The sequence below is a fragment of the Pseudomonas sp. UBA3153 genome (genome assembly GCF_002364635.1).
Taxonomy (GTDB): Bacteria; Pseudomonadota; Gammaproteobacteria; order Pseudomonadales; family Pseudomonadaceae; genus Pseudomonas_O; species Pseudomonas_O kuykendallii.
Map to the genome: position 1 here is coordinate 1 of NZ_DEYR01000062.1, position 12480 is coordinate 12480.

The following is a 12480-nucleotide window of genomic DNA, read 5'->3' on the forward strand; positions in this document are numbered from 1 at the left end:
CGCGCGGCCTTCGCCGTGGGCCGGCCGCGCGGCGCCGGTGCCGGGTCGTCGGCGGATATGTCCTCGGCGACCCGGCGCAACAGCTCGGCCAGTTCGAGCAGCGGCATCTGCGAGAGGGTGCCGATGTCGTGACCGGCGAAGGTCACCGAAAGCGCCTCGCGTTTCAGCCGCTTGCCGTCGCACAGCGGGCACGGGCTGCCAACCATGAACTGCGAAACACGCTTCTTCATCAGTGCGCTTTGCGAGTGGGTGAAGGTGTGCAGCACGTAGCGCCTTGCCCCGGTGAAGGTGCCCTGGTAGCTCGGCTCCAGCTTGCGTTTCAGCGCCTGGCGCGTCTCCTCGGGGCTCAGCCCGGCATACACCGGCACCGTCGGCTGCTCGTCGGTGAAGAGAATCCAGTCGCGCTGCTGGCGCGGCAGGTCGCGCCAGGGAATGTCCACGTCGTAGCCGAGCGTGACCAGGATGTCGCGCAGGTTCTGCCCCTGCCACGCGGTGGGCCAGGACGCCACGGCGCGCTGGCGGATGCTCAGCGAATCGTCCGGCACCATGGATCGCTCGGTGACTTCGTAGACGCGGCCCAGGCCATGACATTGCGGGCAGGCGCCCTGCGGGGTATTCGGCGAGAAATCCTCGGCGTAGAGCATCGGCTGCTCCGGCGGATAGTCGCCGGCCCGCGAGTAGAGCATGCGTACCAGGCTCGACAGGCTGGTGACGCTGCCGACCGAGGAGCGCGTGCTCGGGGTGCCGCGCTGTTGTTGCAGCGCCACGGCCGGCGGCAGGCCCTCGATGGCATCGACATCGGGCACGCCGACCTGGTCTATCAGCCGCCGGGCATAGGGCGCCACCGACTCGAAGTAGCGCCGCTGCGCCTCCGCGTACAGCGTGCCGAACGCCAGCGAGGACTTGCCGGAGCCGGAGACGCCAGTGAACACCACCAGCGAATCGCGGGGGATATCGACATCGACGTTCTTCAGGTTGTGCTCGCGGGCACCGCGCACGCGGACGAAACCGGAGTCGGTGGACGCACGGACAGGGGCGGGCTTGCGGCGGGACGGAGGCATGCTGCGGACTCGTGACGACGGGGCGAAAGACTTATAAAGAAAAACCGCCCCGAGAGGCGGTTCTTTTCTTCCAGCGACGGCTCAGACGTGGCTGTAGGCCGGCAGGCCCGAGCGACGCAGACGGCTGAGGGTTTCCACCTGCGGCAGTTCGCCGAAGTGCAGCGCCACGTCGCGTTTCATCGTGTTGACGAAGCGCTCGCGCTGGAATTCGTCGGATACCTGGGCGGCGCAGGCGGCGCGCTTGACCAAGCTGCCATCGTAGTTCTTGAGGGTCACCAGGCAGCCGCGGTCAGGACGGGCAACGGCGGTGACTTCGTAGTCGGGGAAAGCGGCAGTTACGGCATTGAGCAGATCGTTCATTTTTTAGTTATCCAAAGCAGTTCAATTCCGCTTTGTTATCGCAGCATGCGTGCCAATTTTGTGTCTCTTATAAATCAATGACTTACGTTAAATGATGGCGATAAGCTGCTAGCAGAATGCACGAATGGTCCGAAACGACCTTGCAAATCGCGCAATGGTTCCCGGTCAGTCATTCGAACTTCCACTTCTCGATGTGGGCCGGCCACTGGAGTCCGCGGTGGCCGCTTGCCCTAAATGTGATGAAACTGACCGGGCGGCCGGTTCATCGAACTACTGCCAGGCGGGGCGCTCGAAACCTCACATGCAGTGAGAAGGACATGAAGATGAGCCAGACCGATCGCCCCAGCCAATCCTCTATCGACCGCACGCCGCCCAACCTGCCCAAGCAGGATCAGGCCGGTAACCCGGTGGATGTGGTGAGGAAGGACATCACCCGCGATGACGAAGCGACCGAGACCGTCGACAAGGTGATCACGCCGACCACCATCAAGACCAAGGAACAGGAAGCCGATGAAATCAATGCGGGTGCGGATCGCGTGGAGCGCCAACTGAAGCGCTGAATCCAACAGCGTCACCGGGCCGCCGCCGATGGGGCGCCGAGTAGCCAAATGCCTACACGCGCTGTCGCGGCTTGGCTCTACCGGCGCGTGCGTGCGCGCCGTAATCTCTGCTCCACGGATGGCGCGACGGATCGCACGAACCGCAGGATGAACCACCGAGCCAGGACGGCGCCTCGACAGGGATTTCGAGTCGGTACCACACAACCCGCTTCGGCGGGTTTTGTGTTTTCCGGGGTTGGGAAAAGCCGCGCGTCGCGCCGGAGCCACGCCTACGGCGTGGTCCGGGCCTTTATCGCATCGAGCAGGCGCGTGGCCAGCGCCGGGTAATCCTGGTCGTAATGGTGGCCGCCGGGCAGTTCCAGCGGCTGGCCGCTCAACTTACCCAGCGTGCAGCCGGTTTCCGCCTTCTCTTCGACGCCATAGACGCACAGCACCTTCGCCGCCGGCAGCTTGCTCAGCTCAGGACCTATCGGCGCTTCCTGATTGACCTTGCCCAGCCAGCCCTCCACCTCGATCTCGAAACCGACGCTGCGTTCGGGCGCCAGCAGGATCAGTGAGCTCACGCTGTCCTGGGTCGCCGCCGGCAGGCGGTTGTAGATCGCCGGCAGCACGTTGGCGCCGAAGGAGTAGCCGATCAGCGCGAAGTGCTTCACGCCGCGGGTTTCCTGGTAGTGCTTCATCAACGCGGCGAGGTCGCTGGCCGAGCGTTCCGGGGTCTTGTGCTGCCAGTAGTAGCGCAGCGTGTCGACGCCGATCACCGGGTAGTTGTGCTGCGCCATCTGCTCGGCGACATCTCGGTCGAGGTCGCGCCAGCCGCCGTCGCCGGAATAGAACAGGCTCAGCGTATCGACCGGGTCCTTGGCCGGCACGTCGACCACCGGCATGGCCTCGCCCTGGCTGGCGAGCAGGCTCTGCAACTGCTGGTCGAGCAGTTGCGGCAGCGGCGTGTCGTAGTTGGCGATCTGCGTATGGGCGTTGTCCAGCGCACGGGCGAAGCGCGCGCTGGGATCGTCCGGGTTGTCGTTCCAGGCGATGGTCCACTGGCCGTGTTCTGCCCGTTGCGGCAGCACGTCGGGGCAATCCGGCGTCGACAACGAGAAACCCACCGACAGCGCGCGCGCCTGGTCGCTGCCCTGGGCCGCCAGCCAGCGCCAGGCGAGCACGCCGCCCGGGCCGATACCGGAGACCAGCGTCGGCGCCTGTTTCAGCTGCGCCGCGGCATCGTTCATGTGCTGGCGTTGCTGTTCGCAACTGCCGGGCTGGAGAACGTACTGCACCAGCAGCGCGCCGCGCTCGGCCAGATTCAGCAGTTGCGCATCGCTCAGCCCCTGGCCTTCGGGTACGGCCACGACCACGCGCGCGCCGATCTTGCCCGGTGGCACGGCCAGGGTCACCGCGCTGCCATCGGCCAGCGTCGGGTGTTCGAGTTGCGCCCTCGGCGGCGGCTTGAGGAACCACCAGGCCACGCCCAGCAGCAGGCACGCCAGTACGAGGAGGGTTGTCAGCGTCTTGCGACGGGAGAACGGTAAGGCCATCAGCGTTTCACCAATCCAGTCAGGCCGCCGGCGATCAGCGCGGCGGTATCGGCCAGGGCCAGTAGTGGGTTGAGTCCGGCGGGAACGGCCATGTAGCGCGGTTCCCATTCGGGGTCGAACTTGTCCTTGAAGCGGCGCAGGCCCTGGAAGTTATAGAACTGCTCGCCGCGCTGGAATACCAGCGAGCCCAGGCGCTGGGCCAGCGGCGCGCCACGGCGCACCTGCAACCCGGCCAGCGGCACCATGCCGAGGCTGAAGTGCGCATACCCGGCTTCCTTGAAGTGCAGGATCAGGCCGAGCATGAGGAACTCCATGGTCAGCTTCGGCGCCTTCGGATGCACGCGCATCAGGTCGAGGCTGGCGACTTCCTTCTGGTCGGTCTCCAGCAGGCTGGCGAAGGCCACCGGCTGGTCCTTGTCGAGCACCACGGCGATGCGGAAGTGGCGCAGGTAGTCGGTGTCGAAGCGGCCGAGGGAAAAGCCCTTCTCGCGTGCCTGCTTGCCCTGCATCCAGGCTTCGGAAATCGCCGCCAGGTGCTCCATCGGCGCCTCGCCAGGCGCGTGGATCACCAGGCTGAGGCCGTCGCGCTGGCCGCGGTTCCAGGTGTAGCGCAGGTCTTTCTTGCCCTTGCTGTCGAGGTCGAAGGTGGCCAGGTCGACGCTGGCTTCCTCGCCGAGCTTGATCGCGCTCAGGCCGATGTCCATGTAGTACGGCAGGTTCTCGGCGCGCACCTGGTAGAACACGGGGCGGGCGCGGTAGTGGTCGCAGAGGTCGCGGAACTGCCAGATCAGCTCGCCGCGTTCGGCGGCCGGGCCGATCGGGTCGAACAGCGCCACCAGGCTGCGGCCGCGTCGCGCGTACATCAGGAAGGCGTCGCCGTTGGGGTGGAAGAGAATCGCCTTGTCGCCGGTGAGCACCAGGCCGCCGTCCGGCTGGTCGGAGGCCTTGATGATGGCCAGCGCGCGTTGCAGTTCGGCTTCGTCGGGTTCGAGGATTTCCGGCGGCTGCGGGCGCAGCAGCCAGACCAGGCCGAGGATCGCCAGCAGCAGGAAGCTGCCTAGCGTCGCCCGCAGCGAGCGCGGGGTGTTGGCGTCCACAGCGAATTGCCACCACAGCTCATGGTCGTAGGGCACGTTCTGGTAGACGAAGAACATCAGCCAGGTCGAGGCCGCGAGCACGCACGCCGCGGCCACCAGGTTGACCGACGAGAGCGGCATCTCCAGCAGGCGGCTGGGGCGGTAGAAGGCCTTGCGGAACACCGCCAGCAGCACGGCGGTGATCGACAGCAGCATCGCCTCTTCCCAGTCCACGCCCTTGAGCAGCGACAGCCCGGCACCGACCACCAGCAGGGCAAGGGTCAGCGCCCAGGCGGCCGACAGGCGCTGGCGCAGGCCCTGGGCGAGCAGCAGGCAGAGCACGCCGACCAGGCTGGCGGCCAGGTGGGAGATGTCGATCAGCCGGTGCGGAATGAGGAAGCGCAGGGTGTCCAGGCGCTCGTCGATGGCCGGGGTCGCGCCGGAAAACAGCAGCACCACGCCGGCGAAGAACACCAGCAGCGAGAGCACCGGTGCCGCCAGCGTCGAGGCCAGGCGCAGGGCTTCGCGGCCGGCGCCGAGGAAACGCCGGGCTTCGTCGGCGAGCAGCAGCAGGCAGCCGAGCACCAGCGGCAGGCCGACGTAGATCAGCCGGTAGATCACCAGCGCGGCGGCCAGCGGCGCGGCGCCCAGTTGACCGGCGAAGGCGGCCAGCAGCACCGCCTCGAACACGCCGATGCCGCCGGGAACGTGGCTGAGCACGCCGGCCGCCAGCGCCAGCAGGTAGACCAGCAGGAAGCTGCCGAACGGCGGCGCTTCGGGCAGCAGCAGATAGAGCACGGTGGCGGCGGCGCTGACATCGACCAGGGTGATGAACAGTTGCAGCAGCGACAGCTTCGCGCCGGGCAGGCGCAGCTGCCAGCGCGACACCTGCACCTCGACGCTGCCGGGCACGCCGCCTTGCGGCAACCGGCGGCGCGAGAGGAACAGCACCAGCGCGGCGCAGCCCAGCAAGATGGCCACGGCCAGCACGCCCACCAGCGGCGCCGGAAGTTTCAGCGCCTGGGCGGCGGCCGGCAGGTCGCTCAAGGCGGCGAGTGCGGACAGCGGCGGCAGTGCGCAGCCCAGCGAGAGGCTGGCGAACAGGCTGATCCGGGCGATGTCGCCGGCGCTCAGCCCTTCGCGGGCATACAGCCGGTAGCGCACCGAGCCGCCGGAGAGCAGCGAGAAACCCACCGCGTTGCCGATCGAGAAGGCGCAGAAGCTGCCCAGCGTCAGCCGCGAGGCCGGCAGCTTCACTCCGGCGTAGTGCATCGCCGACCATTCATAGCCGAGCAGCGCGACGAAGCTAAGCGCCGTGGCCGCGAGGGCGCCATAGATGCTGGCCTGGGGTACGTCGAAGAGCGCGGCGCGCAGGCCGTCCGGATCGAGTTCGTGGAGCAGGTGCCAGCACGCCAGCAGGCCGAGCGCGAACAGGATCAGGGTGAGGGCGAGGCCAATGGGCTGGCGGTAGAGACTCAGGCGGTCGAGCCAACCAAGACGGGGGGGGATGGGGCTGACGGCGACTTCGACGGGTTCCTGCATTGCGGCTCTCAGTGGCTGAACATGTTGCAGAGTGTGACCGTTCGGACTGCGGACCGCACCTCCGTCGGGAGGATTTTTTGTCCGGGCCGTCCACGGCTGTCAGGCAAAGGGTAGGTGGGTTTCGGGTCAAGGAAAGAAAAAGGCCACCCGAGCGGGTGGCCTTTTCGTTACGCCAGCGAAGCGCGTGGCGGATGGTGTGTCGCGCGGCTCAGCGCTGGTTCAGGCTGTCCCGCAGGTCGGTCACCTCGGCGCTGGAAACCGGCGAGGCGGAGTTGCCCCAGCTGTTGCGCACGTAGGTCAGCACGTCGGCGATGTTCTCGTCGCTGAGGTTCCAGGCGAACGACGGCATCGCCGGCGCGGTGGGTGCCGCCTCGGTGCCGCCGGCGCGGCTGCCGGCCAGGACCACGCGGATCAGCGAAGCGGTATCGGCGGCGTTCACCAGCGGGGCCTTGGCGAGTTTCGGGAACAAGTGCGCGATCCCTTCGCCGGAACCGACGTGGCAGGCCGAGCAGCGGTCGGCGTAGATCGCCTTGCCGGCAACCATCGCCGGGCTGTCCGCGGCCAGCGGTTCGACGGGCTTCGGCCAGTCGGTCCGCGGGTCGTCCTTGAGGTAGACCGCCACCGCCATCAGGTCCTCGTCCTTCCAGTGCTGGGTGGAGTGCTCCACGGCTTCGGCCATCGGCCCGGAGGCGATGTCGAAGCGGTTGGCGCCGGTCTTCAGGTACTGGACGATTTCCTCGACGCTCCACGCGCCGATACCGCTGTGCGGATCGGCGGTGATGTTCGGCGCGACCCAGCCCTGCAGATTGGCGCCGGCGAGGAAGGCGTCGTTCTTGTCGCTGCCGATCAGGCTCTTCGGCGTGTGGCAGGTGCCGCAGTGGCCGAGGCCCTGGACGAGGTAGGCGCCGCGGTTCCATTGCTCGGATTTCTTCGCGTCGGGCTTGAATTCGCCTTCCTCGAAGTTGAGCAGGTTCCAGGCGATCAGGCTGCTGCGCAGGTTGAACGGGAACGGCAGCAGGTTGGTTTCCACCGGGTTGTGAACCGGCTGGACCGTCTGCAGGTAGGCCCAGATGGCCTGGTTGTCCTCGCGACTGACCTTGGTGTATGCGGTGAACGGCATCGCCCCGTAGAGGCGCTTGCCGCCCGGCGCGTGGCCCCTGGACATGACGTTCTGGAAGTCCTCGAAGCTCCAGCCACCGATGCCGGTGCCCGGGTCGGGGGTGATGTTGGCGCCGACCAGCTTGCCGAACGGGGTGTCGATGCTCACGCCACCGGCGAACAACGGCTTGCCCGGCTGTGTGTGGCACGCCGTGCAGTCGCCGAGGGTCGCCAGGTAGCGGCCTTTCTGCACTAGGTTGTAGGAGTCGCCGCCGCTGGCCGCGTTGGCCGTGCCGAGGCTCAGGGCAAGCAGGCCGGCACACAGGGAGAGTGTGGTTTTCATACGCTGATCATCTCCCCCGGACGCTTGAGATAGAGCCTGCGGATCGCATCCGCGGCCTTGAAGGCCAGGGCGCCCACGGTGCCGGTCGGGTTGTAGCCAGGGTTCTGCGGGAAGGCCGAGGAGCCGACCACGAACAGGTTCGGCACGCCCCAGACCTGCAGGTGCTTGTTCACCGAGCTGTTCTTCGGATCGGCGCCCATGATGAAACCGCCGACGATGTGCGAGGACTGGTACGAAGTGTTCGCCCACGGACCCTTGCGCGGCGAGGGGAACAACGCCCGGGGGTTCATGCTCTTGGCGATCTCGGCGACCTTGTTGGTGCAGTACTCGGCCATGCGCAGGTCGTTCTCCGGGAAGTCGAAGGTGATACGCAGCAGCGGGCGACCGTGCGGGTCGGTGTAGTTCGGGTCCAGCGACAGGTAGTTGGTGCGTTTGCTATAGCTGCTCGCCTCGCAACCGATGGACATCGAGCTGGCGTAGTTCTCCACCGTCGCCTTCTTCCACTGCGAACCCCAGGCCGGGGTGCCTGGCGGCACCGGGCGCGAGTCGATGGGCGCGGCGCCGATCGGTGTCACCCGGGTGCTGCCGCCGCCGACGAAACCCAGGCCGGAGTGGTCGAAGTTGTCGTTGTTGAACTCGTCGATGCCCATGCCGATGGCGCCGCCGCCGATGAACGGGTTGAAGTTCTTGTCATCGAAGAACAGGCGCACGCTGTTGGCCGTCTGGTAGGCGTAGTTGCGCCCGGTGGTGCCGGTGTTGGTGACCGGGTCGTAGGGCTGGCCGACGCCGGAAAGCAGCATCAGGCGCACGTTCTCGAAGATGAACGCGGCGACCACGACGATCTCCGCCGGCTGCTCGAAGTGATCACCGTTGGCATCGACGTAGATGATCCCGGTGGCTTTCTTGCCGGTGCTGTCCAGCGTGACCTTCAGCACTTCGGCGTTGGTCCTGGCGGTGAAGTTGGGCATGCGGATCAGCGCCGGCAGCACGTTGACGATGGCGCTGGCCTTGGAATAGTTGGCGCAGCCGTAGTTGGTGCAGAAACCGCAGAAGGTGCACGGCCCCATGGTCACGCCGTACTGGTTGGTGTAGGCCTGCGAGGCCAGCGCCGAGGGTACCGGGAACGGCTTGTAGCCCAGGTTGCGCGCGGCTTCGGCGAACAGCGTCGGGGCGTAGGTCTGCGCGGTCGGCGGGTTCGGGTATTCCCGGGAGCGGGCGCCCTCGAACGGGTTGCCGCCCTCGACGACGGTGCCGTTGAGGTTGCCGGCCTTGCCGGAAACCCCTGCCAGGCGCTCGAAGGCGTCGTAGTGCGGTTCCATTTCCTCCCAGGTGGTGCCCCAGTCCTGCAGGGTCAGCTCGGCGGGCACTTCCTTGCCATAGCGCTCCTGCAAATAGCTGGCGAGGCGGAATTCAGTGGGCTGGAAGCGAAAGGTGATGCCGGCCCAGTGGTTGCCGGCACCACCGGTGCCGTTGCCGGGGTGGAAGGAACCCCAGTCGCGCATCGGTAGGGCGGTTTCGGCTGGCGTGTTGCGCATCGTGCAGGTGTTCTGCTTGGTCCGCAGCATCAGTTCCTGGCGGCGGTTGTAGCGCAGCTCGTCGGTGGCGGACGCCAGGTTGAAGTCCACCGCGGTGTCGCGCCACGGGCCGCGCTCGAAGCCCATCACGTTCAGGCCTTCGTCGGCGAGTTCCTTGGCAATGATCGAGCCCGCCCAGCCGAGGCCCACGACCACCACGTCGGTGGCGGGAAGTTTCTTAGGTGTAGCCATGTCGATTAACCCTTCTTGTTCCAGGCGGAGCTGCCGATGATGGAGAGCGGTACCAGGTCGAGCTTCTGGTTATGCAGCGCGATGTAGTCGCGGTAGTCATAACGCGCACCGGGGAAACCGATCATTTTCCAGCTCACCATGTCGCGGTTGCCGCCATAGATCGGGTCGGCGAAGAAGCCTTCCATGGTGTTGCCCAGCACCTGCTGGAAGAAGAACTGGGCGTCGATGCCCTCGAGGGTGATCGCACCTTTCTCCAGGTCGGTCAGCACCTTGTCGCGCTGCTCGCCATCGAGGCCGCTGAACGGCTTCTGGAACTGCGCCTGGCAGTACTTGCCGAGGGCGGCGAGGCCGATGCGGTAACGCTCCTGCGGCACCAGCGGCGACTGGTCCGCCTGCGCCGGCGTACCCGGCGTGAAGGGGCCTTCGCGGTAGAGCCGGGCGAAGGTGCCGTATTCGCCGGCCAGCTGACGGTCGATGAACACCGCGCAGCCGGCGTCCTTGCCACTGACGCTGAGGTCGTCGGCGGGAATCAGGCGCTCGACGATTGCCTCGACTTCGCGGGCTTCCTCGGCCGTGAAGAACTGCCAGCCGGGCGTGTCGTAGTGCATCGGGCCGTTGTGGTCGAAGGGAATCCACCCGGGCGTACCGGCCACGGTGGCCGCCTTGGCGCTGGCGGCGGCGCCGACGGCAAGCGAAGCCGCCGACGAGACAAGGATCTGCCGCCGGGTAAAGCCTTTGGATTTATCGGTCATGCGAGGCTCCTGCGATACGCGTCTGACGAGCCGGGGGCTGCTCGCCGAAAGCGGCGTAGTCGCTATCAGTTCACGGTGGTGCCGTTGCCATGCAGGCGCAGGCGGAAACATCCACGTGGGGGCACGCGACCTTTGAGGGGCAGGGGCCAGGTCGATGCGCTGCACCGGAACCGATTGGCCGTGGTCCGTTGGTCGTCTCTTCCCGACGTTTTTATAGGGTAAGGTGTTACAAATTGTCGCAGTGAAAAAGTTGTGCAATTCACTGTTACAAATTTGATATCAATCCATCCGTTTTTGTTCCCGCATGGCTTGACGCCATACATGTTTCTTCCAGTGCATCGGAGGGCAGCCGTGCGGCCGCCGAGCGCCGACAAGGCGCTGCATCAGGCAATCGATGCGCGCCTTCTCTCGTCGTGGAGGGGGATGTCGGTCAGTCGATCCGTTGGCGCTGCGGCTGCGGAAACCGGTCCTCGGATCAGCCCGCGCGCCGGCGAGGCGCGGCGATTCCCGCGCCGGGGCGGGAAAAGGCGAACAGCAGGAAGGTCTCGGTGAAGTCCAGAAGTTCCTGGGCTTCCTCCTCGGCGACGTCGTCGTCGAGCAGCGTCGCAGCGCTGCCCTCGATGCGGACGAAATGACCCCAGGCGGCCAGCGCCGACGGGATCACGCCCTCGTTGCGCAGACGATGGAAGCGCTCGCGCAGGCCGGCGGTGCCCGGCAGCAGGTCGTGGCTGGCCAGGTCCAGCGCGCTGACACAGAGCGTCGCGCAGGCTTCGAAGTCGCCAAGTGCCAGCCGCGCACGTGCCGCCGAGAGGCGGTCCGCCGGCTGCAGCGGCGTGGCGAAGGGGGCGGGGATCGCCCGCGGTTTCGGATACACCGCGTGGACGACGAACGGCAGCGCCGGCGCAATCTGCCCGCCGTGGCGCGGCAGGGTGATCGAGCCAGGGCCATCCATCGGGCCGTCGAGTCCGGCCGAGGCCAGCAGCACGTCGACGCGGCGCGTACAGGTGTTGCAGCTCATCTGCAGGCGCCAGCGCGAGCCGGACTCGTTCTTGCGTAGCAGCGTCTGTCGGCACGAGGTGAAGGTGCGCTTGGTGGCCAGGCAATGCGGGCAGGTTCCGACGTAGTAAACAGTACCCATCTGCGCTCTCCACTGCGGCGACCGATGTGTTCGGTGTTGTAGAAAGCTCCGACCATGCGTGCCTGCAGGCGTTCCGGCGGCGGCAGCGGTTTTCTTCCGAGCCGCGTGCGGCGGGACGAATCGGCCGCGGAACTGTCCCTAGCGGAGACGGGCATCGACGTCCGTCGCGATAGGATGCAGGCCCGCCTCGAGGCGAGGCTCTCTCAATTTCCGGCCCTGATAGGGATGACGTTCATGTGGCGTGTACTTCTGCTTACCCTGACTTCGCTGCTGGTGCTGGCCTCGGCGGCCTGGGCCGCGCTGGCGCTGAGCTACCGGCTGCCCGGCCCGACGGCGCTGCGCTATGCCGGCGCCGCGGCGTGGGTACTGCTGAGCATGCTCGCGCTGGTGCTGCTCTGGCGCCACCGGGTGCTGCTCGGCCTGGCCGGCTACGCGCTCGGTTTCGCTGCGCTGCTGGTCTGGTGGAACGCCATTGCACCGTCAGCGACCCGCGACTGGAGTCCGGATGTGGCCAAGCTCGCCACCGGCCGGGTCGAGGGCGACCTCCTGCTCATGGACCAGGTGCGCGACTTCACCTGGCGCAGCGACGAGGACTTCGACGTGCGTTGGCAGGCACAACGCTATGACCTTTCGCGGCTGGAGTCCGTCGACTTCGTCACGTCCTACTGGGGGATGCCGGCGATCGCCCATGTGCTGGTGTCCTTCGGTTTCGGCGACGGCCGTTTCCTGACCTTCTCGGTGGAAATCCGCAAGGAGAAGGGCGAACGCTATTCGTCGCTGGCCGGCTTCTTCAAACAGTACGAACTGAGCATCATCGCCGCCGAAGAGCGGGATATCGTCGCGGTACGCACCAATGTGCGTGGCGAAGACGATTACCTGTACCGCGTCGACCTGCCGCGCGAGGACATCCGCCAACTGCTGCTGGCGTACGTCGAACAGGCCAATGAGTTGCAGCGGGAGCCGCGCTGGTACAACAGCGCCACCGCCAACTGCACGACGCTGGTGTTCCAGATGATGCAGAAGATCGTCGGCGGCCTGCCGCTGGATTACCGGTTGCTGCTCAGCGGCTACCTGCCCGGCTACGTGATGGAGCAGGGCGGCCTGCAACCGGGGTTGTCGCTGGAACAGCTGCGCGAGCGCGGGCGGATCACCGAGCGGGCCAGGCAGGCGGCCGGGCGGGCGGACTTTTCCCAGGCGATCCGCCAGGGTGTGCCGGGTTGGTAGGGTGGCGGTAGGGTGGGCTTCAGCC

The 12480-nt window shown here is 66.8% G+C and carries 9 protein-coding genes and 1 pseudogene; 2 read left to right on the forward strand and 8 right to left on the reverse strand.

The annotated features are described in order from the left end of the window. A pseudogene (locus tag B2X67_RS14440) lies at positions 1–1061 on the reverse strand (excinuclease ABC subunit A); the annotation flags it as partial. An 81-nt stretch (positions 1062–1142) separates the two neighbouring features. Further along, positions 1143–1421 carry a DUF3509 domain-containing protein gene (locus tag B2X67_RS14445; RefSeq protein WP_090228256.1) on the reverse strand — a complete coding sequence of 93 codons (279 nt, stop codon included), beginning with the start codon at positions 1419–1421 and terminating at the stop codon, positions 1143–1145. A gap of 323 nt (positions 1422–1744) precedes the next feature. Between B2X67_RS14445 and B2X67_RS14450 the strand changes: the two genes are divergently transcribed. Beyond that, positions 1745–1981: a hypothetical protein gene (locus tag B2X67_RS14450; RefSeq protein ID WP_273229362.1), complete on the forward strand. Its 237-nt coding sequence runs from the start codon at positions 1745–1747 to the stop codon at positions 1979–1981. Between the two features lie 269 nt (positions 1982–2250). On the opposite strand, the gene B2X67_RS14455 is transcribed toward B2X67_RS14450, so the two are convergent. The 6 genes from B2X67_RS14455 to B2X67_RS14480 form a co-directional block, all read right to left on the reverse strand. Further along, on the reverse strand, positions 2251–3516 hold the full coding sequence (locus tag B2X67_RS14455; RefSeq protein ID WP_286785919.1) for a virulence factor family protein: 1266 nt from the start codon (positions 3514–3516) through the stop codon (positions 2251–2253). After that, entirely contained in the window at positions 3516–6134 is a 2619-nt protein-coding gene (gene mprF / locus B2X67_RS14460; protein WP_286785920.1) for a bifunctional lysylphosphatidylglycerol flippase/synthetase MprF, read from the reverse strand. Before mprF ends, B2X67_RS14455 begins: the two co-directional genes overlap by 1 nt. Positions 6135–6342: 208 nt before the next feature. Beyond that, a complete protein-coding gene (locus B2X67_RS14465) occupies positions 6343–7575 on the reverse strand; it encodes a c-type cytochrome (protein ID WP_286785921.1) in 1233 nt (410 codons plus the stop codon). Then, positions 7572–9341, reverse strand: a complete 1770-nt coding sequence (locus B2X67_RS14470) for a GMC family oxidoreductase (RefSeq protein ID WP_286785922.1) — start codon at positions 9339–9341, stop codon at positions 7572–7574. Before B2X67_RS14470 ends, B2X67_RS14465 begins: the two co-directional genes overlap by 4 nt. Before the next feature lie 5 nt (positions 9342–9346). Further along, positions 9347–10093 carry a gluconate 2-dehydrogenase subunit 3 family protein gene (locus B2X67_RS14475; RefSeq protein ID WP_286785923.1) on the reverse strand — a complete coding sequence of 249 codons (747 nt, stop codon included), beginning with the start codon at positions 10091–10093 and terminating at the stop codon, positions 9347–9349. A 475-nt stretch (positions 10094–10568) separates the two neighbouring features. After that, positions 10569–11231, reverse strand: a complete 663-nt coding sequence (locus B2X67_RS14480; RefSeq protein ID WP_273229368.1) for a DUF4145 domain-containing protein — start codon at positions 11229–11231, stop codon at positions 10569–10571. 234 nt (positions 11232–11465) lie between these two features. On the opposite strand from B2X67_RS14480, the gene B2X67_RS14485 reads away from it, so the two are divergent. Then, positions 11466–12455: a DUF4105 domain-containing protein gene (locus tag B2X67_RS14485; RefSeq protein WP_273229369.1), complete on the forward strand. Its 990-nt coding sequence runs from the start codon at positions 11466–11468 to the stop codon at positions 12453–12455. Positions 12456–12480 lie beyond the last annotated feature (25 nt).